This is a genomic window from Micromonospora rosaria, from assembly GCF_001567585.1.
In the GTDB taxonomy this organism is placed as follows: Bacteria; Actinomycetota; Actinomycetes; order Mycobacteriales; family Micromonosporaceae; genus Micromonospora; species Micromonospora rosaria.
The window spans coordinates 1-21981 of sequence record NZ_LRQV01000121.1; the positions used below are offsets into that span (position 1 = coordinate 1).

Annotated in this window: 20 protein-coding genes, 1 tRNA gene and 1 pseudogene; 9 read left to right on the forward strand and 13 right to left on the reverse strand. The window is 73.0% G+C overall.

Annotated elements, in window-relative coordinates:
* Positions 1-199 precede the first annotated feature (199 nt).
* Positions 200-826, forward strand: coding sequence for an NADPH-dependent F420 reductase (locus AWW66_RS24955; protein WP_067371095.1), 627 nt, complete (start codon positions 200-202; stop codon positions 824-826).
* Positions 827-911: 85 nt separating this feature from the next.
* Here the strand turns inward: AWW66_RS24955 and AWW66_RS24960 are convergent, their stop codons facing one another.
* The gene (locus tag AWW66_RS24960) at positions 912-2756 is read right to left on the reverse strand and encodes a VanW family protein (RefSeq protein ID WP_067371125.1); all 1845 of its coding nucleotides are present in this window, start codon (positions 2754-2756) and stop codon (positions 912-914) included.
* A 258-nt stretch (positions 2757-3014) separates the two neighbouring features.
* A complete protein-coding gene (locus AWW66_RS24965) occupies positions 3015-4685 on the reverse strand; it encodes a DUF885 domain-containing protein (RefSeq protein ID WP_067371097.1) in 1671 nt (556 codons plus the stop codon).
* A 143-nt stretch (positions 4686-4828) separates the two neighbouring features.
* On the opposite strand from AWW66_RS24965, the pseudogene AWW66_RS24970 reads away from it, so the two are divergent.
* Positions 4829-5892: pseudogene (locus AWW66_RS24970) on the forward strand (DMT family transporter).
* On the opposite strand, the gene AWW66_RS24975 reads toward AWW66_RS24970, so the two are convergent.
* Both AWW66_RS24975 and AWW66_RS24980 read right to left on the reverse strand, forming a co-directional pair.
* Positions 5775-6842, reverse strand: coding sequence for a PHP domain-containing protein (locus tag AWW66_RS24975; protein WP_067371099.1), 1068 nt, complete (start codon positions 6840-6842; stop codon positions 5775-5777). The pseudogene AWW66_RS24970 and the gene AWW66_RS24975 overlap by 118 nt on opposite strands.
* Before the next feature lie 21 nt (positions 6843-6863).
* On the reverse strand, positions 6864-7865 hold the full coding sequence (locus AWW66_RS24980; RefSeq protein ID WP_396890523.1) for a M23 family metallopeptidase: 1002 nt from the start codon (positions 7863-7865) through the stop codon (positions 6864-6866).
* Between AWW66_RS24980 and AWW66_RS24985 the strand changes: the two genes are divergently transcribed.
* From AWW66_RS24985 to AWW66_RS24995, 4 genes are all read left to right on the forward strand, one after another.
* Positions 7749-8135, forward strand: coding sequence for a hypothetical protein (locus tag AWW66_RS24985; protein WP_067371102.1), 387 nt, complete (start codon positions 7749-7751; stop codon positions 8133-8135). The two genes, AWW66_RS24980 and AWW66_RS24985, sit on opposite strands and share 117 nt — an antisense overlap.
* A 47-nt stretch (positions 8136-8182) precedes the next feature.
* Complete coding sequence (locus AWW66_RS34605) at positions 8183-8386, forward strand: hypothetical protein (RefSeq protein WP_211272093.1); 204 nt, start codon at positions 8183-8185, stop codon at positions 8384-8386.
* Between the two features lie 126 nt (positions 8387-8512).
* Complete coding sequence (locus tag AWW66_RS24990; RefSeq protein WP_067371104.1) at positions 8513-9040, forward strand: tRNA adenosine deaminase-associated protein; 528 nt, start codon at positions 8513-8515, stop codon at positions 9038-9040.
* Between the two features lie 82 nt (positions 9041-9122).
* Positions 9123-9782: a nucleoside deaminase gene (locus tag AWW66_RS24995; RefSeq protein WP_067371106.1), complete on the forward strand. Its 660-nt coding sequence runs from the start codon at positions 9123-9125 to the stop codon at positions 9780-9782.
* A gap of 191 nt (positions 9783-9973) precedes the next feature.
* On the opposite strand, the gene deoD is transcribed toward AWW66_RS24995, so the two are convergent.
* Positions 9974-10681, reverse strand: coding sequence for a purine-nucleoside phosphorylase (deoD, locus tag AWW66_RS25000; RefSeq protein WP_067371108.1), 708 nt, complete (start codon positions 10679-10681; stop codon positions 9974-9976).
* 75 nt (positions 10682-10756) lie between these two features.
* On the opposite strand from deoD, the gene AWW66_RS25005 reads away from it, so the two are divergent.
* Together AWW66_RS25005 and AWW66_RS25010 are read left to right on the forward strand one after the other, a co-directional pair.
* Positions 10757-10843, forward strand: a tRNA-Ser gene (locus tag AWW66_RS25005).
* 141 nt (positions 10844-10984) lie between these two features.
* On the forward strand, positions 10985-12649 hold the full coding sequence (locus tag AWW66_RS25010; RefSeq protein WP_245648477.1) for an FG-GAP-like repeat-containing protein: 1665 nt from the start codon (positions 10985-10987) through the stop codon (positions 12647-12649).
* Positions 12650-12817: 168 nt separating this feature from the next.
* On the opposite strand, the gene AWW66_RS25015 is transcribed toward AWW66_RS25010, so the two are convergent.
* Positions 12818-13117: a hypothetical protein gene (locus AWW66_RS25015; RefSeq protein ID WP_067371111.1), complete on the reverse strand. Its 300-nt coding sequence runs from the start codon at positions 13115-13117 to the stop codon at positions 12818-12820.
* Between the two features lie 226 nt (positions 13118-13343).
* Here AWW66_RS25015 and AWW66_RS25020 point away from each other — a divergent pair, with 226 nt between their 5' ends.
* Entirely contained in the window at positions 13344-14579 is a 1236-nt protein-coding gene (locus AWW66_RS25020) for a cytochrome P450 (protein WP_067371113.1), read from the forward strand.
* Positions 14580-14586: 7 nt separating this feature from the next.
* Here the strand turns inward: AWW66_RS25020 and AWW66_RS25025 are convergent, their stop codons facing one another.
* From AWW66_RS25025 to AWW66_RS25050, 7 genes are all read right to left on the reverse strand, one after another.
* Entirely contained in the window at positions 14587-15135 is a 549-nt protein-coding gene (locus AWW66_RS25025) for a hypothetical protein (protein WP_067371115.1), read from the reverse strand.
* Positions 15132-15746 carry a hypothetical protein gene (locus tag AWW66_RS25030; RefSeq protein ID WP_067371116.1) on the reverse strand — a complete coding sequence of 205 codons (615 nt, stop codon included), beginning with the start codon at positions 15744-15746 and terminating at the stop codon, positions 15132-15134. Before AWW66_RS25030 ends, AWW66_RS25025 begins: the two co-directional genes overlap by 4 nt.
* A gap of 165 nt (positions 15747-15911) precedes the next feature.
* Positions 15912-18125: a hypothetical protein gene (locus tag AWW66_RS25035; protein WP_067371118.1), complete on the reverse strand. Its 2214-nt coding sequence runs from the start codon at positions 18123-18125 to the stop codon at positions 15912-15914.
* 556 nt (positions 18126-18681) lie between these two features.
* Positions 18682-19869: a helix-turn-helix domain-containing protein gene (locus AWW66_RS25040; RefSeq protein WP_067371120.1), complete on the reverse strand. Its 1188-nt coding sequence runs from the start codon at positions 19867-19869 to the stop codon at positions 18682-18684.
* A complete protein-coding gene (locus AWW66_RS33980) occupies positions 19866-20027 on the reverse strand; it encodes a hypothetical protein (RefSeq protein WP_157527876.1) in 162 nt (53 codons plus the stop codon). The genes AWW66_RS25040 and AWW66_RS33980 overlap by 4 nt, the downstream gene beginning before the upstream one ends.
* Complete coding sequence (locus tag AWW66_RS25045) at positions 20024-20212, reverse strand: hypothetical protein (protein WP_157527878.1); 189 nt, start codon at positions 20210-20212, stop codon at positions 20024-20026. Before AWW66_RS25045 ends, AWW66_RS33980 begins: the two co-directional genes overlap by 4 nt.
* 149 nt (positions 20213-20361) lie before the next feature.
* On the reverse strand, positions 20362-21549 hold the full coding sequence (locus AWW66_RS25050; protein WP_067371123.1) for a helix-turn-helix domain-containing protein: 1188 nt from the start codon (positions 21547-21549) through the stop codon (positions 20362-20364).
* Positions 21550-21981 lie beyond the last annotated feature (432 nt).

A 21981-nucleotide genomic window follows, 5' to 3' on the forward strand; every position in this document is an offset into this window, starting at 1 on the left:
CCCCTATGGGGGTGGCCCTCACGTCGTTTCCGGGACCCGACACCGGCCGACCCGGCCGGTTCGTGGCCGTCCCCGACCGGTGACCGGAATCCGGGCGTGCTTTCCGCCTCCTTAGCGATCGACCTTGCCGGTACGGGGTACCTGCGCAGGGACGGATCGAACCGGACCGCCCAAGGGCAGGGCGGAGCAAGGAGACGCCATGAGGATCGGAATCATCGGGTCGGGCCACATCGGGGGCACCCTCACCCGCCGGCTGCGGACCCTCGGGCACGAGGTGACCGTGGCGAACTCGCGCGGCCCCGAGAGCCTCACCCAGCTCGCCGAGGAGACCGGTGCCAGCGCGGGCACCGTGGAGCAGGCCGTCGACGGCGCGGACCTGGTGGTGGTGGCCATCCCGCTGGTGGCCGTCCCGGCGTTGCCCGCTTCGATCTTCGACGGCACGGTAGTCGTCGACGCCAACAACTATTACCCCCAGCGCGACGGGGACATCGCCGAACTGCTCGACCGGAGCCTCAGCTCCAGTCGCTGGACGGCCGACCACCTCAAGGGTGCCCGGGTGGTCAAGGCGTTCAACAACATCCAGGCCCGGCACCTGCTGGAGCAGGGCCGGCCGGCCGGCGCCGGGGACCGGATCGCGCTGCCGGTGGCCGGTGACGACGCCGAGGCCAAGCGCCTGGTGATGGACCTGGTCGACGCCCTCGGCTTCGACCCGGTCGACGCGGGCAGCCTCGACGGGAGTTGGCGGCAGCAGCCCGACACCCCGGTCTACGGCACCGACCGGGACGCCGCAGGGGTACGCCGAGGGCTGGCCGAGGCCCGTCCCTGAGGCCCGAGCGACGCCGGGGTGCCCCGGATGTGCTGAGGCCCCGCCGGCAGCCGCCGGCGGGGCCTCACGTCGTACCGGGTACCGGTCAGGCGGACGGCGCCTGCCCGCAGATGAAGCGCGGCTCGGCGTCGTAGCGCCAGCTGAACTTCTCCCGCTTGACGACCTTGCCGTCCTTCTTGATGATCCGGAAGGCGTCCTGGGCGAAGCCGTCGATGCCGTTGGCCGGGATGCAGGACGGGCCGGGTTCGAGGTAGACGACCTTCGGCTTGGTGATGTCCCGCCGGGGGCCGTACTCGGTCTTGACGCTGTCGTAGATCTTGGTGCTCCAGATCGACACCGTGATCGAACTCGACGTGTACGAGGTGTCGATCAGCACGCCGTACTCGGTGTTGTTGCGGAACTTGAAGTCCAGGTGCGGCCAGAAGATGGTCGACTCGATCACCGCCGGGTACCGGCTGAACCAGTACGAGTGCGGCTTGTGCTCCACGTCCTCCAGGCCGGCGTAGTACGTGGCGTTGAAGAGCGTGGTGGTGAACTGCGAGGTGCCGCCGCCGACGCCGGGGACGAGCTTGCCGTTCATGATGACCGGGGCGTCGTGGTAACCCTGGGCGTAGCCGCGCTCCCCGGTGTGGCCGTTGAGCGAGAAGGTCTCCCCGGGCAGGACGACGGTGCCGTCCACGTCCTTGGCGATCTGCACGATGTTCTTGCTGCGCGGCGAGGAGAGACCACCGGTGAAGTGGGTGGTGAACCGCGACACCCGCTCCTTGATGCCCAGCTCGCCGATCTTCTCGGCGGTCACCTCCGGCTGCACCGCCTTGAGGTCTGCGGTGACCGTCCGGTCGTCGGCCTTCGGCAGGACCGCGAGCAGGTTCCTGTCGAGGTCCCCGGTGTCCAGCCGCTGACCGGGACGGCCGTCGTCGACGACCTTGGGCTTGCCCGCGGTCACCGCCATCCGGGCGTTGCGCGGCTCCACCTCGATCGAGTCCAGCTTGCCGCCGAGGGCGCTGCGCAGCCGCTTGACGTCGACCTTCGGGGTGAGCTTGCCGGCCTTGTCGGCGGTGAACCGCAGGCTCTTCGCGATGGCGGCCGGCGGGATGCTGACCGAACCCTTGTCGGTACGCAGCGTCACCGCCTTGGCGACCGCCGGGCGGGCCAGCTCGGCCACCATCCGGTCGACCTCCTCGGCGGTGGTCGCCGGGTGCTTCTCGACCAGCGGCACGGTGATCGGCTCCCCGGCCAGCCAGCCGGCCCGGACGGCCTCGGCGGAGCGCTGCGGGTCCAGCGTCAGGCTGGGCTTGGGGTGGGTGGCCTTCGGGGTGGTGCCCTTCCAGCTGATCGCCGGCATGGTCATCTTGCGGCCCTGGTTGCCCAGGACCTTGCGCAGGGCGGCGTCGAGCCGCTCGGCGTCCACGGTCACCACCGGCTCGACCGAACGGGTGCCGACCAGCCGGCTGACCGGGGGCGCCTGTGCCTCGGAGGCCGCCGCCACGGTCGCGTCGACGTCCACCGCCAGCCCGACCGTGGCCGGGTCGATCTCGGCGGTGTTCTCGCCGACCCGGACGGTCAGCGGGGCGGAGAGGGCGCCGGAGCGCCGGTCCAGCTCGGCCCGGAGCTGGTCGGCGGCGTCCGTGCGGCTGCGCCCGCCGACCTCGGTACCGAGGACCATCGTGCCCCGGGGCACGTCCCCGGCGTACGTGTAGGCGCCGACGCCGGCGGCGACGGCGAGCAGGCCGACGGTGACCCCACCGGCGATCAGCAGGCGGAGCCGCCGCGAGCGGGGTGGGCCGGCGTCCGGGCCGGCGGCCGGGGGCGCCGGCTGGGCGGGCTGCGCGGGTGGTGCGTCGCTGCCCGGCCAGCTCACCGCGGTGACCTGCACGGTGGGCCGGTCATCGGCGGGTGGGCGTGGTTCACCGTACAGAGTCAAGGTCACCTCGATCAGGACGTACCACACGGGGAAGCACTTCCCCGCGAAGACACCTACGGTAGCCAACCGCCGGTGGCCGTGGCAGCCGCCGCCCCGTCCGTGGTACGACCGGGGCCGGTCGGGGACGTCGGCGGTCCGTTCGTCCGCAGCGGCGGTACCCGCTGGTGACGGCGCCGGTCCGCCCAGCGAACCGGCAGCCTGTCGTTATCGAAACGTAACGCACCGGCCGTCGCCTGACCTCACCAGGGGTCGGGCGACGGGCACTCAGAGCCGGGCGAGGGCCTGCCGCAGCGGGTCGAGACCGAGCGCGCCCAGGTCGAGCGCCTGCTGGTGGAACTCCTTCAGGTCGAAGTCCGGACCCTTGCGGACCTTCGCGTCCTCCCGGGCCTGGAGCCAGATCCGCTCGCCCACCTTGTACGCGGGGGCCTGCCCCGGCCGGCCCAGGTACCGGTTGAGCTCGAAGCGCAGGTTCTCGTCCGGCACCCGGCAGTGCGCCCGCATGAACTCCCAGCCCAGCTCGGGCGTCCACCGCTCGCCCGGGTGGAAGTCGAACGGGTTGTCCTTCGGGATGGTCAGCTCCAGGTGCATGCCGATGTCGACGATCACCCGGGCCGCCCGGAACGCCTGCCCGTCGAGCATCCCGAGCTTGTCGCCCGGGTCCTCCAGGTACCCCAGCTCGTCCATCAGCCGCTCGGCGTAGAGCGCCCACCCCTCGCCGTGCCCGGAGATCCAGCAGAGCAACCGCTGCCAGCGGTTGAGCCGGTCGGCGCGGACCGCGGTCTGCCCGATCTGGAGGTGGTGGCCCGGCGCGCCCTCGTGGAAGACGGTGGTCACCTCCCGCCAGGTGGAGAACTCCGTGATCCCCTGCGGCACCGCCCACCACATCCGCCCGGGTCGGGAGAAGTCCTCGCTGGGCCCGGTGTAGTAGATCGCGCCGTCGCTGGTGGGCGCGAGGCAGCACTCGATCCGGCGGACCTGCTCGGGGATGTCGAAGTGGAGCCCGTGCAGGTCGTCGATGGTCCGGTCGGCCAACGCCTGCATCCAGTCCCGGAACGCCTCCTTGCCCTGGATGGTGCGGGCCGGGTCGGCGTCCAGCGCCGCGACCGCCTCGTCGATCGTCGCGCCCGCGCCGGCGATCCGGGCGGAGACCGTCCGCATGTCGGCCTCCAGCCGGGCCAGCTCCTCGAACCCCCAGGCGTACGTCTCGTCGAGGTCGACCTGGGCGCCGAGGAAGTACCGCGAGGCCAGCTCGTACCGCTCCCGGCCGGCGGCCTGCTTCTCCCGCCCCAGCGGGGCCAGCTCGGTGCGCAGGAAGTGGCTGAACTCGGCGGTGGCCGCGGTGGCCGCCGCCGCGCCCCGGCGCAGCTCGGCACCGATCGTGCCGTCGGCGTCGAGCCGGGCCACCAGGCTGTGGAAGACGTCGTCGCCGTCCGGGTCGACCCAGGCGTCGCACTGCTTGGCCACCTCGACCACCTGCACCCGGGGCGTGACGTGGCCGGCGGCGGCGGCCTCGCGCAGCGTGGTCTTGAAGCCCTCCAGCGCCCCGGCGTACCGGTTGAGCCGGGCCGCGATGTTGGCCCGCGCCTCGACGCCCTCGGTGGGCATCAGGTCGAAGACCGACCGGAGGTCGTGCAGCCCGCTGGAGAGCACGTTGAGCTCGCTGGCGGTCTCGCCGCTGTCGTACATGGCCAGTTGCAGGCCGAGCCGCTCGCGCATCGCCTCCCGGGCGTTGCGCTCCGCCGCTGACTCCGGCTCGGCGGCGTCGAGCGCGGCCAGCGTCCGCCGGTCCAGCTCGGCGCGGGCGGCGTGACCGGCCGGGGTCAGGTCGTCGAGCTGGTCCTCGTGGCCGGCGACGCCGGCGAACGTGGCACCCGTCGGGCTCAGCGCGGCCCAGTCGACCACGTACTGGTTGGCGAGGTCATCGATTCGTCCCACGAGGCGAACCCTACGTGACCGTGGGGCTGCCGTGCCGACCCTGTCCGGGGTGTTCCGGGGCGGCGTCCGGCCGGTTGTGGCCCGGCCCACTGACCCGGGAAAAGGTGGCGACAACGTCGTACCCCGGGTGGAGAGTGTCAGGTGTGACCGCGCAGACCGCTCCTGACCGTTCCGGGCTCCGTGCCTGGTTGCCCGGCTTCGTCGCCCTCGCCGCCATCTGGGGTTCCAGCTTCCTGTTCATCAAGGTCGGCATCCGGGAGCTGCACCCGGTGCACCTCGCCGGGTACCGGGTCGCCACCGCCACGCTGACCCTGCTGGTGGTGCTGGCCGTGCTCCGGGACCGGTTGCCCCGGGAGGGCCGGACCTGGCTGCACCTCACCGTGGTCGGGGCCTTCCAGGTGGCGCTGCCGTTCACCTTCTTCGCGTACGGCGAGCAGCGGATCGAGTCGTTGCTGGCGGGGATCTGGAACGCCACCACCCCGCTGGTCGTGCTGCCGATGGCGGTGCTGGTGTTCCGCACCGAGCGGCTGGACGCGCGCCGGGCGGTCGGGCTGGGGTTGGGCTTCGTCGGGGTGCTGGTGGTCCTCGGCGTCTGGCAGGGCGTCGGCGGGGCGCACTTCGTCGGCCAACTGTTCTGCTTCGCGGCGGCGGCCTGCTACGGCTTCGCCATCCCGTACCAGAAGCGCTTCCTCGCCGGCGGTACGCACAGCGGGGTGGCGCTCTCCGCCGGGCAGTTGGTGACCGGCACGGTCCTGCTGGCGCTGGCCGCACCGCTGGGCGGGACGCCGCCGCTGCCGACCGAGTTGTCGATCGAGGTGCTGGGCAGCGTGCTCGCGCTGGGCGCGATCGGCACCGGGCTCGCCTTCGTGATCAACATGCGGAACATCCGGCTGATCGGGGCGAGTCTCGCCTCGACCGTCACGTACCTGGTCCCGATCTTCGCGGTCGTGGTCGGGGTCGTCGTCCTCGACGAGCGCCTCGCCTGGCACCAGCCGGTCGGCGCGCTGATCGTGCTGGCCGGGGTGGCGGTCTCGCAGGGCCTGCTCGGCCGCCGTCGGACCCGGCGACCCGAGCCACTGACCGAGGCGCTCAGCGTCCCCGCGCCCACTGCACCAGCAGCTCCGCCGGCCACGAGTTGACCACCCGGTCGGCGGGCACCCCGCAGCGGGCCGCCCGCTCGCACCCGAACCGCTGCCAGTCGAGCTGACCGGGGGCGTGCGCGTCGGTGTTGATCGCGAACCGGCAGCCCGCCTCCAGTGCCCGGCGGATCAGCCGCTTCGGCGGGTCCTGCCGCTCCGGCCGGGAGTTGATCTCGACCGCCTTGTCGTGCTCGGCGCAGGCGGCGAAGACCGCGTCCGCGTCGAAGTCGCTCTCCGGGCGGGTCCGGGCCCGGTGCCCCCGGTCGCCGGGGCCGGTCACCCCGGCCGGCCGGGACGACACCATCCGGCCGGTGCAGTGGCCGAGAATGTCCAGGTGCGGGTTGGCGACCGCGGTCAGCATCCGACGGGTCATCTTCGACCGGTCGTCGTTCAGGCCGCTGTGCACCGAGCCGACCACCACGTCGAGGCGGGCCAGCAGCTCCTCGTCCTGGTCCAGGGAGCCGTCGGGGAGGATGTCCACCTCGATGCCGGTGAGGACCCGGAACCCCTCGGGCAGCGCCGCGTTGAGCTGCGCCACGTGGTCGAGTTGACGGCGCAGCCGGGCGGCGGTCAGCCCCCGGGCCACCTTCAGCCGGGGCGAGTGGTCGGTCAGGACCAGGTACTCGTGGCCCAGCTCGACCGCCGCGAGCGCCATCTCCTCGATCGGCGAGCCCCCGTCGGACCAGTCCGAGTGGGTGTGGCAGTCGCCGCGCAGCGCGGTCCGTAACGCGGTCGCCTCGGCGTCCAGGTCCGACCCCTCGGTGGCCACCAGCCGGCGCAGGTAGACCGGCTCCTCCCCGGCCAGCGACTCGGCGACGCAGCGGGCGGTGACGTCGCCGACCCCGGACAGCTCGGTGAGCCGCCCGTCCCGGGCCCGCTCGGCCACCTCCCCGGCCGGCAGCGCGGAGAGGGTGGCGGCGGCCGAGCGGAACGCGCGCACCCGGTAGGTCGCCTCGTTGGCCCGCTCCAGGAGGAAGGCGATGCGGCGCAGGTCGGCGATGGGGTCCCGGTCGCTCACGAGGACGAATCTACGCCCGGGTCACGGTTCGCGGGGGCAGCCGTGCTCGCGCTGCCAGCGGATCACCTCGGCGGCCGGCTCCCGGTTGCCGCCCCGGCGCCACGAGTCGAGGTACTTTGCCGGCCAGATGACGCCCCGCCGGATCCACCAGTCGTCGCTGCCGGTGCACGGTGGGGAGATGCCGAAGTGCACGTGACAGACGTTGTTGGCGTTGCCGGTGCGGCCCACCTCGCCGAGTTGCTGCCCGGCGCGGACCCGGGCCCCCTCGTCGATCCCGGAGGCGATCACCCTGAGGTGGGAGCCGTAGTAGCGGACCCCGTCGTCGCCGAGCAGGGAGACCGAGAGTCCGCCGTTGTGCGGCCCCTGCGGGCCCCGCTTGGAGTACCGGTCGACCCGGCTGACCTCCAGGATCCTCCCGTCGGTGACCGCCACGAACGGCTCGCCGCAGTCGGCGAAGAGGTCGGTGCCGGGGTACGCCGAGTGGGTCGGGTGGTAGTCGACGTCGTCGGCGCGTACCGGGAAGACGTGCCGCAGCCCGGAGCGGGTCGGCGACGGGTCGACGCTGGGCGTACCGGTCGGGCTGGCCGCCGCGGTCGGCGTCGCCGACCGGTCCCCCGGGGCGGCCTGGTCGGCGGTGAGCGGGGCGCCCGGGCTCTCCCAGCGCGGCGGCTCGGGCAGTTCGCGGCTGGCGGCGCAGCCGGCGGCGACCGTGGCCACCGCGAGCAGCAGCACCGGGTACGCCGAGCGGAGGCGGCGGTGGGCGGCGGATCGCGGGCGCATCCGGTCATCCTGGCAGACGACTACGCTGGCATGGGGTCGACGACCCGCCCGACGGCACGAGGCCGCCGGCAGCACCAGCCCCCGGACGACCCGACCGCACGACCCACCGGCAGAGGAGCGACGGCGATGACCCACCCGGCCTTCCGCCCCGACCCGGCGGCCGGCGTGCGCCCGCTGCCGCGTACCCCGTCGGGGTTGTTCCCGTCGGCGCCGCCCTCGCGGCCCGCCTACCGCGAACCGCATCCGGTCACCGGCAGCGGGGTCGCCGCCGGTGCGGCGATGGCCGCCGCGTGGCTAGTGCTCTTCGCTCTGCTCGGTGCCGACGTCGCCGGCTACGCCCGGTGGACGCTGTTCGCCGGCACGATCGCCTGGCTCGCCGCGTTTCTGCTGGTCAGGTCCGGTGACCGGGGGGTGGCCACGGGCATCGCGATCGTCACGTCCGGGGGATGGAGCATCGCCGCCACGGTGGTGGCGATGCGCTGGGCGGGCACCGGAGACTGGCCGTTGTGGTGAGGTGTCGCTGCCGTGGGTGACCGACCGAATTCGATAAGAAACCCATCTTGACGTACCGGCGGCGCTGGGCGACCCTCGGCACTATGGCCTGGACCACCCCGCGGCTCGACCCGGACCGCAGTCGTCGCCGCCTCCAGATCCTCGCCGAGTTGGCGGGGGCTCGTGCGGTGCGCCAGCGGGAGCGACCGCAGCGGGCCCGTTCCGCGCAGCTCCGGCAACTCATCGCCATCCGTCGCCGGGTCACCGGCTGACGGCTCCGCTCAGCTCCACCCATTTTCTCGGCTTTGCCCACCCACTCGGGGCGTTGACCGGCCGCTCGCCGAGCTGACCGGTTACCGTGCACCCGTAACGAGTCGGCGTGGCAGTTTGGGGGGACCGTGTCGTACTTCGCTGCGGCCGTGGTACGCGACGACAGCGGCTGGACCGCTGCCGAGATCAGCCTCCGGGGCGCCACCGACGTCGACGAGGTCGCGGAGCGACTCCGGGACGTCGACCCGGACGCCGGGCTCTCCCTGCTCTTCGTCGAGGCCGACGACGCCTACCTGGTGATCCTGCGGTTGGACGAGGGCGAGGACCTGCGCATCTTCGGCTCGGACTCGGCGTACGCCGAGGAGTCCCGGCTGGGCGCGATGCTGGTCGGTGACCTGAAGACGTCGGTCACCGGGCTGGACGACGTCGAGGAGCCCCGGCCGGCGGCCGGTGGTGACGACGACGCCGAGCAACCGGCGATCGACCCGGAGGCGGACCCGGTCGGGGAGGCGGACCTCCTCGCCGACCTGGGCATCTCCGCGCAGCGCCTGCTCTCGCTCTGCGGCCACGAGGGCATGCTGCCGGCGGACGTCACCGCCGAGGTGTGCCTGGTGCTCGGCTGCGCGGACCAGGTCGAGGACCTGCGTGAGGTCTGAGCCACCCGGCTCCGACGGGGCGGCTCCGGGCGGGCCGACCGGGGGCGGATCGGCTCCGGGCGCTGGACCGTGGGCGGGGGCGGTGGGTGCGCCGGCCGACGCCACCGATCCGGCACTGGAGACCGTCCGGGCCGGGCAGCCGACCCCGGGCGCGGTGGGCCGGGCCGGGCCGGGCGCGCACGAGGGCCTGGCCGAGGCGACCACGGCGGGCCGGCGGCAGCGGCACGAGGTGTGGATGCGGCGGGCCCTGGAGGTGGCGGTCACCGGCCCGGACGTCCCGCCGGACCTTCCGCCCTCCGGCCCGCTCGCTTCCGGCCCGCTCGCTTCCGACCCGCTTCTTGCCGACGGTGGCGAACCGGCCGGAGACGTCCCGGTCGGCGCGGTGCTGTACGGGCCGGACGGGACCGAGGTGGCGATCGGGCGCAACGAGCGGGAGCTGACCGGTGACCCGACCGCGCACGCCGAGGTGCTCGCGCTGCGGCGGGCCGCCGAACGACTGGGCCGGTGGCGGCTGGACGGGTGCACGCTGGTGGTGACCCTGGAGCCGTGCACCATGTGCGCGGGCGCGCTGGTGCTGGCCCGGGTCTCCACGGTGGTCTTCGGCGCGTGGGAGCCGAAGACGGGTGCGGCCGGTTCGCTCTGGGACGTGCTCCGGGACCGGCGGTCGAACCACCGCCCCGAGGTCTACGGCGGGGTGCTGGAGCGCGAGAATGCGGCCGTGCTGCGGGCCTTCTTCCGCTGACCCGTCCCCGGGGCGCGCTCCTCGCCCGGCGCTGGTTCCGGTCCGGCGCTGCTTCTGGTCCGGGCGTGTCGCGGTGTCCGAGGATGATGTGCGTGACCGGCATACCTGGTGGGTATTTTTATACCTGACAGGTATGCCGGTCATCAGGGGTCGTCAGCCCGGCAGGCCGCCTGCCCGCCGGGGTGACAGGCTCAGGCGACGATGGTGTCGAGCGCGATCTCCACCATCTGGCTGAAGGTCTGCTCCCGCTCCTGGGCGGTCGTCTTCGCGCCGGTCTTGATGTGGTCGCTGACGGTCAGCACGGTCAGCGCCCGCGCCCTGAACCGGGCCGCGATCGTGTAGAGCGCCGCCGACTCCATCTCCACCGCCAGCACGCCGTAGTCGGCGAGGGTGTCGTACAGGTCCGGCCGGTCGGTGTAGAACGCGTCGGCGGCCAGGATCGGCCCGACCCGCATGGTGATGCCGCGCCGCTCGGCCACCTCGACCGAGGTACGCAGCAGCCCGAAGTCGGCCACCGGGGCGTAGTCGATCAGCCCGTCGAAACGCATCCGGTTCATGTTCGAGTCGGTGGCGGAGCCGATCGCCGCCACCACGTCCCGCAGTTGCAGGTCCTCGGTGAGGGCGCCGCAGGAGCCGACCCGGATCAGCGTCTTCACGCCGTACTCGTTGATCAGCTCGTGGGCGTAGATGCTGGCCGACGGCATGCCCATGCCGGACCCCTGGACCGAGACGGCCACGCCGTTCCAGCGGCCGGTGAAGCCCAGCATGCCGCGGACCGTCGAGTAGGAGGTCGCGTCCTCCAGGTAGGTCTCCGCGATCCACTTGGCCCGCAGGGGGTCACCCGGCATCAGGACCCGCTCGGCGATCTCTCCCGGCTTCGCGCCGATGTGCGTACTCATGGCGAAGATCCTGCCAGGCCGGGCGCGGGGATACCGGTTCGGCGTCCGGGACCGGGCTGCTGTACCCTTCTCGGCGGTGGTGTGTCCGAGTGGCCTAAGGAGCACGCCTCGAAAGCGTGTGAGGGTTTACGCCCTCCGCGGGTTCAAATCCCGCCGCCACCGCTCGTGAGGTGCGAGAACGCCCGGTCGATCCGTCAGGACCGACCGGGCGTTCGTTGTTTCTGTCCCAGGGCCGCCCGAGGCGGAAACTGACTCTCTCTCCTCCGATGATCCCGTGGGCACTTTCACGCAGTGGAGGTACGTGTGCAGAAGACTGCCGCAGCGACGGCGCTTGCGGTGCTGGCCGGGTTGGCGATCAGCGCCCCGGCCTCGGCGACGGGTGAGTTGCGAACCGTCAGCCGGGAAGGTTCGGTCCTGCTGTTCCAGCGGGTGGCGAAGGCCAGTACCCCGGTGAAGGGGACGGGCGTCACCCGTTCCGACTTCGACGGGGATGGCGTCGACGACGTCGCGGCCGACGCCGACGTAGCCGGGTCCAACATCCTGCAGTACCACCCCTCCGGGGCGGTGGTGGTGCGGTACTCCTCCGCGCCGCAGACCGACTACCTGGTCGGGACGTACAACCTGGAGGTCGGCGGTGGTTCCTTCGGTGACGCGCTGGTCGCTGGGGACTTCAACGGGGACGGGTACGACGATCTGGCGGTCGGTGCCTCGGGCGAGGTCGACACCCGCAACCGGACCCGGGGCGGCGCGGTGTGGGTGGTGCCGGGCAGCCGGACCGGGTTGGTGGTCAACGCGGCGCAGCGGTACAGCCAGAGCACCTCGGGAGTTCCCGGGGACTCGGAGAACTCCGACCAGTTCGGGGCGGCCCTCGCGGCCGGGGACCTCAACGGGGACGGCCGCGACGACCTGGCCGTCGGCGCACCCCGCGAGGCCATCGGCACCAAGCAGGATGCCGGGGCGGTCACCGTCCTCTTCGGTGGGGCCGGTGGGCTGACGGGTACCGGGTCCCAGCAGTTCCACCAGGACCAGGCGGCGGTCCCCGGCTCGGCTGAGCGCGACGACCAGTTCGGTGCGACCGTGGCGATCGGCAGGGTCAACGCTGACCGGTACGCCGACCTGGTCATCGGGGCGCCCTGGGAGAACGACGGTGACTCCGGCGTGAAGGGCAGCGGCATGGTCACCCTGATGTGGGGCTCGGCGAGCGGGGTACGGACCACCGGTGCCACCTCGGTCACCGGGGCCGGGGTGCACGGCAGGACCGGGGACCGGTACAGGATCGCCTGGTACCTGGGGGAGAGCCTGGCGGTCGGCGACGTGAACGGCGACGGGCTGGGAGAGGTCATCGCTGGCGCCCCCCGCGCGCAGTCGCCCGCGCTCGACATCAACTCCGGACTGGTGGTGGCCTTCACGGGCCGGTCCGCCGGGCTCTCCGGCAGCGCCGCGACAGTCATCACCCAGAGCACCTCCGGGGTGCCGGGCGACCCGGAGAGCGGGGACCTCTTCGGGGGGACCCTCGCGGCCGGTGACGTGACCGGGGACGGTCGGGCGGACGTGTTGGTCGGGGCCCCGGGGGAGGCGATCGGCAAGACGGCCGGGGCCGGCCTGGTGACGCTGCTCAAGGGTTCCTCGGCCGGGCTGACCGGCGCCGGGGCCCAGGCCTTCGACCAGGGGCACGCGGTGGTGCCAGGCTCCCCGGAGAAGGACGACACCTTCGGTGCCTCGCTCGCCCTGCTGAACCTGAACGGCACCGGTGGCCTGGACGCGGTGGTCGCGGCCAACCACGAGGAGGTGACCGGCGACAAGGTCGGGCGGGGTTCCGGAATGATGGTCCGTTTCCACGGGTCGAAGGGTGGCCTGGTGCCGCAGACCACCTCGTGGAGCGGTCGCTCCCTGAACACGGACTGGTTCACCCTGCACGGTTACGGGAGCAGGGTCGCCGGACCCCAGAGCGGCGGCTCACACTTCTGATGGGCCGGCCGGCCGCCCTGGCATCCGGCCGGGTGCAGCGGTGCTGCGGTCCGTCGCCGCTCGTGAGATACGACAACGCCCGGTCGGTCCGTCAGGACCGACCGGGCGTTGTGCTGTGCCGGCGCGCGTCGGGGTGCCCGCGCGGTCAGCCTTCGACGGTGTGCCGGGTCAGCAGGTGGTGTTGCGGCCCGGAACCCAGCCGTCCTGCGACGGGTACTCGGCACCGTGGCCGTACAGCCAGATGTCGTCGTCGAGCCCCCAGACCTGGCCGTGCCAGCGGAACCCGCGCCCGGCGGTGAGGGTACGCAGGACGAAACCGCTCTGCGGGGCGGCCCGCAGCCAGGTGTTCTCCCTCAGGTTGCAGACGATGCCCCAGGCGTCGCTCGCCGAGGCGGGGGTGGGGACCGCCATGGTGCCGGCCAGGACGACGACCATGGCCGTCAGTGCGTGCAGGAGTCGGCGCTTCACCGGTGTCCTCTCGATATGAGGCAATGACGGTTCCCGATTCTTGTCCAGTCGCGTCCCGGACACCAAAACGGCTGCACAGCACGGGCCGTGGCCCTCGCCGAGGAGGTGTCGCGCCCAGATCCCACCGCGGCGTCGGCCCATGGCCAAGGTTGATCGTGCCATCCGTCGATGGAATCTTGGTGGGGGATCGGGATCGACCGCGCCGCGAGAGAGGACCCCGCCCGCGATGACTTCCACCCCGTACCTCGACGGCCGGCGCCGGCACCCCTTCTACCTGGACGGGGAGGGGATCAACCGACCGCCGGGGCCGGACAAGCACCGGTGGTACGCCGAGTTCGCCGCCGACGGCCCCGGCGTGGTGCCGATCGTGCGCGAGGTGGCCGGCGAGCCCACCCCGGCGTGGCTGGTCTGCCGGCACGCGGACGTACGGGAGGTGCTGCGCCGGCAGGACGTCTTCTCCCGGACCGCCGCTGCGGACGTCGACCCGGTGGACGTCTCCGGGACGATGCTCGGGATGGACGGGCCGCAGCATGCACGGGTGCGTGGCAGCGTGAAGGACGCCTTCACCCCGGCGGCGGTGGCCGGGCTGCGCGACCGGGTGGTGGCCGAGGCGCGGGCGCAACTGGCCGTGCTGACCGGACGGGGTCGGCGGGGTGACCTGATCGCCGACTTCGCGCTTCCGTTCACCCTGCACGTCATCTGTGACCTGCTGGGGCTGCCGCCGGAGGATCGGCTGCGGTTCCGCCGGTGGGGCGACGACTTCCTCGCCGACGGCGGAGTGCCGCCCGAGCAGGTGGCCCGGTCGTCGGCGGAGATGGCCGGGTACCTGTGGGAGCAGGTGGAGCGGCGGCGTGGCTGCCCGGCCGACGACCTGATGACCCGGATCGCCACCGCCGCCGGTGACCAGCCGGTCGACGTGCAGGTGAAGCTGCCGATCGCGCTGGTGGTGGGTGGCTGGGAGACGACGGCCGGCTCGATCGGCACGTTCACGTACCTGCTGTGCAGCCGACCGTACGGTGGCCATCCGACGGGGTGGGCGTACCTGCTGGAGCATCCGGAGCGGCTGGATTCCGCCGTGGCCGAGTTGGAGCGGCTGTACTCGACCAGTAACGCCGACGAGCTGCCCCGGCGGGTGACGGCCGACGTCGAGCTGCCCAGCGGGTTCCGGCTGCGGGCCGGGGAGGTGGTGGTGCCGTCGCACGACGCGGCGAACCGGGATCCCCGGGTCTTCCCGGACCCGGAGCGGGTCGACTTCACGCGGGAACCGAACCCGCACCTCTCCTTCGGGCACGGCCCGCACCGCTGCATCGGGGCGCACCTGGGCGCCCTGGAGGTACGGGTGGCGCTGCGGCTGCTGCTGCGGGAGCTGCCCGGGTTACGCCTCGCCGTGCCGCCGGAGCAGATCCGGTGGAAGGCGGGTCACGTGGTCCTCGGCCCGGAGGAGATCCCGGTGCGGTGGTGACCGGATCTCAGCAGGGGCCGTGGCCCTCGTGGAAGAGACGGCGGGCCCAGTCCGCGTACCCGGTGATCACCTTGTGGACCACCTCGCCGTCGTGCAGGAAGAGGTACGCCCGGTCGCCCCGGCGGGCGAGCAGGCCGTCGAACCGGTACGTCCCCTGTGGTGCGTCGAGGCGGCTCGCCGCCGGGTAGCGGGCCCGGACCTCGGCCACCGGCGAACCGGCGGAGACCCCCTCCGGGGTGCTCATCGGCTCGCCGGCCCAGAGCAGGACGAGCCGGTCGTCGACGAAGACCGGGCTGACCGTCTCGTGCCCGGTCAGCAGCGGCCCGCAGGCGTCGACGTCGGCGCGAAGGATGCCACGCGCGGTCAGTTCCTCCTCGGTGGCGCCGATCTCGACGTCCGGCAGTCCGTTGAGGTCGACCACCTCCGTGTGGCTGACCGGTTCGGCGTTGGCCGGCCCGCTGTCGACCGGAGCCGGACCGGCCGACCGTGGCCCGCTGCCGGCGATCGCGGCGGCCGTGAGCAGCGTGGCGATAAAGACGAATTGTCGCAATTTCATGGAAGCCCCCAGTCCCCAACGTGACGGGGACGCTCAGGTTGCTGGTCCGCGCCGGATTCCTGCTCCTCCCACTCTTCGGCCAGCTCGTCCCAGTAGTCGGCGCTCAGTCCGCGCCGCCCGTGCGCCAGCCAGCCGGCCGTGTTCCGCTCCAGATGCAGCCCCACCTCGGCGAACGGGTCGATCCACCGGCCCCGTTCCACGCCCAGCCGGTGCAGCGCCGCGTTGATCGGCCACTGCTCGCGGGGGCCGTCCAGCGCGGCGTCGAACACCGGCCCGAACCCGACCGCGCCGCCGAGCCACACCACCGACGCCTGGTGCCCCAGGCCGCCGTGGAACTCCGCCTCCAGGTACGCCACCGGCCCCAGGCGGGACCACCCCGCCAGCGTCCCGGTGAACGACGCCGGGAGCACCACCCCGAACGGCTGCTCCGGGCTCGGGTCGCCGGCCGCGAAGTCCGGCGGGGTGCCGGTCAGCTCCTCGACGAGTTGCGGGGTCACCGGCAGCAGCGCGAAGTCCTGGCGCAGCGCGGCGAGGACCGCGTGATCCAGCTCGCCGGTCTGCTCCCGCAGCAGCTCGACATCGGCGACGACCGCGCTGAGCTGGTAACTCATCCCACTCCCTCGCCATCCACAAGCTGTGGATAGAACATGTGTACGACGGTCGTGTGCGCCCGGACGACAACGGCCGGCGCACGTCCGGACCGTACCGAAGGAACGCACGCCGGTCGGCCGGTCCGGGGACCGGCCGACCGTGGCCGCGCCGAGGGAGTGACCTCGTCAGGACGGGGGTGGGGAGGCGGCCTGGTGGGTCACCCGGTAGGTGGCGTCGACCGCGTCGGCCTGGAGGAGCACGGTCACCGGACCCGGGGGCAGGGCGCAGGTGACCGTCCGGGTGACGGCGTAGATCCCTGGCGTGCAGGGCTGCGTACCGTCCTCGGTCCAGAGCCACAGGCGGGCCCGGCCGGTGCCGGACGTCCGGGTCCAGGTGAAGCTCTCCCGCGCGGCGTGGTCCCCGGCGGGGAGCGAGAAGCAGGCCACGAACCGGTCCGGGCCGGTGGTGACGGTGCTGCCCGCCGGGTCCGAGGCCAGCGCCGGGCAGGCCGGTGACCCGGTCACCCGGACGAAGGCCAGCCGGTACGGGGCCGCCGGCACCCCGTTCGCCGCCTCGACGACCACGGAGAACGGTGCCACGCCGGCCAACTCGCAGCCGTACTCCCGCACCTGCCAGTCCTCGCAGACCTGCGTGCCGGCGGCGTCCACCACGCTCGTCCGCGCTGCGGTCGAGGTGCTCGCGTTCCCCGGCGCGAGGGCCAGCACCCGGGCCCCGACCGGGCTGGTCAGCTCGCGGCAGTCGTACTGCCCGACGGCACCGAAGGTGCCCTCCGCCGGATCGTCCTGCCATCCCGCGTCGGAGGCCTGCGGACAGCCGGACGGCGTCCAGGGGAGTAGCGCGACCGCGTACAGGTGGTCGTTGTCGATCACCGTGCTGGTCGAGTTCGCCCCCAGCACCAGGGTGTACGTGCCGGCGGCGGGGAACTCGCACCGGACCTCGGCGCAGACCCGAAGCCCGGCGGCGTCGTACACGACCGGGTACTCCTGGTGGTTGTCCGCGCTCACCGCCTTGACCCGGTAGGTCCCGGCGGCGGGGATCTCCAGGCTGCGGCAGCGGACGCCGGCCACGCCCCCGGCGGGTGCCGCGTTGTACGCGCCGGGCGTGACCGACGGGCAGCCGGTCGCGGCGGAGAGCCGGCGGATCTGCACCCGGTACATCAGGTCGGTGCTGCCCGCGCTCCACTCGGCGAGGTGCGAGATCAGCCGGTAGGTGCCGGTGGCCGGCAGCACGCACCCGGTCTCGTCGCCAGGGGAACTGGTGCAGGCGGGCGTGCCGGACGGGTCCAGCAGCCAGGAACGGACCCGGTTGTACTGCTCCGGCGCCAGGTAGGTGACCATCCGGTCGCCGGCCTCGCCCTGAAACGGCTGGCAGGTCGTCTGCACCGGTGAGGTCTGCCGCACCTGGAGGGCGTCGGGGGCCCAGGAGGTGTCCACGAGCGCCGTGCAGCCGTCGGTGCCGCCGAGCCCGGTCACCGCCACCTGGTAGGTGGTCGGCTCGATGAACCAGTGCGGGTTCCTCACCAGCACGGTGTACGCGCCAGCGGCCGGGAGCGGGCAGTGCCGGGCCTGGGCGTACGACTCGCACACCTCGTCGCCGGCCGAGTCGTACACGCTCCAGAGCAGGTACTGCGCGTGGAACGGGTCGACGCGGACCACGACGGGCTCGGCGCTGCCCGCGGTCAGCGCGTGGCAGGTCACCTCACCGGGCTTGTGGACCGTGCCGCCGCCGACCGCGGTGCCGGGGTCGCCGAAGGACGCCAGCGGCAGCGCCGGGCAACCGGTGGCCTGGGAGAGGCGGGGCATCCGCAGCGTGTAGGTGGTCTCGGTGCCGTAGTACTCGCCGAGCAGCAGGCGGTACGGGCCCGGCCCGCTGAGTTCGCAGCGCTCGACGTACCGGACGGTGCAGAGCGCCTCGTGGTCCGCGTCGAGGATCTGTCCCTGGATGTCCTCGGGGCTGCCCATGTCCCGCACGTGCAGCACGGAGTCGGCGGGCTGGTCGAACCGGAAGCAGCGCGCCGCCGTGCCGGCCGGCATCGTCTCGGTGATCCCCGGCGAGGCGAAGGAGAAGAACGACTCCGGCAGGTCCTGACACCCGGCCGGGGTACGGGTCGACTGCACGGCGAGGGTGTAGCTGCCGCTGCCCGACGGGTACGGCAACCGCACGGTGACCGTGTACGTGCCGGCCGGGCCGAGCTGGCAGGTGCCGGCGTCGACGGAGAAGTAGCAGACCTGGTCGTCGGCGCTGTCGGTGACGACCGCCCCGGCCTGGACGCCGGTGCCCCGGGTCAGCTTGGTGATCAGCCTGTCCTGGTCGACGGTGGTGGTGACCGTGAAGGCGTGCTCCTGCCCACCGGAGATCGACGGGCAGTCCGCGATCACGCCGAAGGGCAGCGGTCCCCCGCAGCCACTGTCGGCTCCCTGCGACGCGCCGGCCGTACCCGCAGCGCCGGCTGCCGGCGTTCCCGCCGGTTTCGCGGGGGCCGGTTTCGTTGCTGCTGTCGCGTCGGCTGGTTTCGCTGCTGGTGTCCCGGCGGCTGGCTTTGCGGCTGGTTCCGGGGCGGCCGGCGGCTGTGCCGATGGCGGGGCGACAGCCGCTGGGGCGGGCGTCGCCGGTGCTGGTGCCGCTCGTGCCGGTGTCGCGGTTGCCGGCGTCGTCCCGATCAGCAACGGAACGGCGGTCGCGACGGCGAGCGAGAGGGCTCGCAGCCGGTTGCGGGTGCGGTGTGGTCGGCGGACGCTGTGCGGTCGATGCGATGAGTGTGCGGACAGGAAGGTGCCCACTGGATCCCCGTTCTCCCCGTGCGCCGCGCTGCTGCGCAGGCGAGGAGATATTTTCACGATGATCGATCATGCGCAATGGGTTGACCAGCAGATACCCTCGGTTACCGGGGATCGTGTCCGGTGGACAGCCGCCTGGCCATTGCCGTCAGCGGCGTCACCGGACGCCGCCAACGCCGGCGGCGTCCGCCAGGGCGAGCAGGTGCGGATCGGGTCGGCCCTGCGCGTTGAGCACTCCGGCCAGCGCCGCCCTGCCGGCGGGCCGAACCCGGACCTCCGCCGGCACGAGGCGGTCCGCTGTCAACAGCGCCCGCCCAGCCCCGGCGGGGTCGCCGCTGCGCACGTAGGCCGGCGCGAGGTCGACCAGGTGGGCGGCCCGGTGTTCGAGGGGCAGGAGCGGCCATCCGGGGCTGGCGGTGAGGGTTTCGTGCAGGTTGATGGCGTGCTGGTTCTCGCCCAGTGCTGTTGCTGCGGTGATGCGGGTGGCGTCGACGGCGGCGCGTTCTGGCCCGGCCGGTTCGGTCATTGCGTGGGCGTCGTCCAGGAGTTCGGCCACCGTCGGCCGGTCGCCGTGTTCGGCGGCGGCGAGCGCGGCTTGGAGCAGCAGCATCACGCACGCGGTCCGTTCGGCGGGTGTGCCCTCTTCCGTCGTGAGTGGTGCGATCTGGTGTGCGCTGATGATGGTTGTTTCGAAGGCGTGGCGGTGTCGGCCGGCGGCGCGCAGGGCGTGGCCGAGTGGCGCTGCGGCGACCGCCGCCAGTAGTGGATCGTCTGTGCCTGCTGCTGTGGCGAGGCCTCGGTCGGCGGTCAGCCATGCCAGGTCGGTAGCGCCGAGTTTGACCAGGGCCAGGGTGGCGAGTCGGTATGTCTGGACCTGTTGGTCGACCGCCATTCGGTGGCTGTTGTGGAGCAGGTCGGGCAGGAGTCCGAGCAGGGCCGGGTACCGGCCGTGCCCGTACACCGCGTCGGCGTGTGCGAGGCGTGTCCGGTGCCGGTCGTGGTCGGGTGCTGGTGCGGTCGGGCGGGCCGTCAGGGCGGGGTGCCGGGTCAGCGCCGCCCGGACGGCCTGGACGGCGTCCGTCGTCTCGGCAGGGGACTGCGCCGCCTCGCCGGGGGACTGTGCTGGTTCGGGGCGGCCGGCACCGGCGAGGAGGGTGTCGGGGTCGAGGGCGAGCACGGTGGCGACGTCGTGGATCACTGACACCCGGTCGAGGGAGCGGACGCCGCGTTCGACCTTGTCCACCCAGCTCTTGGACTTGCCGAGCCGGTCGGCGAACTGCTGCTGCGACATGTTCCGCCGGCCGCGCCAGTACGCCACCCGCCGGCCTATCGGCACCTCGCTCACCGCACTGCCACCTGGTCCCGGAACCAGGCAAGCTCCGTACAGTCGGCGACGGTGTCCCCGGTGCAGCGCCAGCAGGGCCGGCCCGCCTCGTGTGCGGCCAGGACCCGGCGGCCCACGATGGCGACCGAAACCGGGTCGACGGCCTCGTCGACGCTCACCGGCCCTTCCTGCCGCCCCGCCGCCCGACAGGCACGGCCTCGGTCGGGGTCGGCACGTCGACCCGGGTCCGCTCGGCCTCCGCCAGGTCGAGGAGCCGCTGCTTCGCCGCCTCGTGCTCGGCCGCCTGGATCGCGGTGCCGGATATCGGCGGGTCGGACTCCCGCCGGGTACGTCCTCTGGTCATGCCGTCCCCCTGCACTGGGTAGCCGGGGCGACACCGAGACCTCGCCGCCCCGCAGGATGTGGAGGGGCGGCGAAGGCTGTGGAAGGACTGTCACCGCTGCCCCTGAACAGGACGGTAGGGGCATTGGGTGATGATGCTATTACCGTTGGTTATGGCCGTACGGTGAGGTTCACCCGGGCGGCCAGCACCCGCAGGTCGTCCGGCACGCCCCGCCGCTGGGCACGTCGCACCATCGCCACCACCGCGTCCCTGGCCAGCGGGTTGAGCGCGAACGGCACCGGTGCCGCCCGCTCCGCCCGCACGAACGCTGCGAGGGCCTCCCCGTCCCGCCGCCCCGAGCCGGCCAGCGCCCTGCCCAGCTCCAGCCAGTACGCCTGCCGCCGGTTGCTCGCGATCAGCACCTGCGGCTGCACGGTGCGGGACAGCTCGATGACGCGGCCGTACTCGCCCAACTCGGCGGCGATCGACATCTCCCACAGGCCCACGTTGGTCGGCCCGAACCCGCAGCCGTTGAAGCCGGAGCCGTCGGACGGATCTCCCAGGGTGGCCGCCTCGCGGGCTGCCTCGGCGAGGTGATCCCGGGCGACGTCCGGCCGACCGCTCACCGTCGACGTCAGCGCCGCTGAAAGGTGCAGTTGGCCGAGCATCTGCCGGACCCGCGTGTCGTCGGCGTCCGCCTGCAACTCGGCCAGCGACCGGTCGGCCGTCCTGGCGGCCAGCGACGCCGACTCGATGGGCAGGCTCTGGGCGTACGCGAAACGGGCCGCCCCGATCCACGCGGCGTCGCCGCAGGCCTCGGCGGCCGACGCGGAGACCCGGGCCGCGTTGAGCGCCAAGTGCCGCCAGCCCAGGTGCCGCAGACACGTCGACGCCTGGTAGGCGACCCGCGCCAGGGTGGCACCGCCCCGGGCGGCGGACTCGATGAGCAGATCGGGCAGGAGTCGGGCCATCGTTGGATAGTCGGAGCTGGTGCGGAGCTGGTCGCTGCGGGCGATGTCGGCTGCCAGCTCCTGCGGGGTGCGAGCCGGCTGTCGGCGTTCACCCTCCTCGATCTCGATCAGGGCCGACCAGATGGCCGGGACGTACGCGGCGGCACTGTCCCGGGCCGGGTCGCCTGGCTCGCTGCCCTGGCCGAGCAGGTCGGCGACGGTGACCTGCAGGGCGGCAGCGATGTCGACGAGGGTGGACCGGCGGTCGATGGTCTTGCGGCCGGACTCGACCTGCGAGATGTAGGACTGGCTGACCCCGGCCAGGCCGGCAAGGACGGCCTGACTCATGCCGCCCCGGCAGATGCGCCAGTACCGGATGCGGGCCCCGATGGTGTCGGTGACGGGCATGCTGCGCCTCTTCCCAGGTAGCGGTCCGGGCGGCGGCCCGCCGCCCGCTTCGACCGACGGGACCGACACATCGGACGGTACGCCCGTGTCATCGAACGTGGCGACCCCCGACAGTCGGCCACCTACCCGCGATCTTGCACTCTGGGCCCCCTGTAACTCCGATATGTTCTTTTTGCCCGGCCGCTAACTGCAAGATCGCGGGAGGGGCCCGGTTGGGTCAGGATCTCGAGCGACGGGGGCATGGACGGGGCAACCCGACAGGACGCGCAGGGGGACTGCCCGGGGTGCGTGGCGGAGCCGCCCTGCCTGTCCCCTGAAAGATCGTCAGGCCCGGTTCGAGAACCGGGCCTGACGTGCATCTTCGTGCCGATGCGGCGAGCGGAGGATACGAGATTCGAACTCGTGAGGGTGTGAACACAACACGCTTTCCAA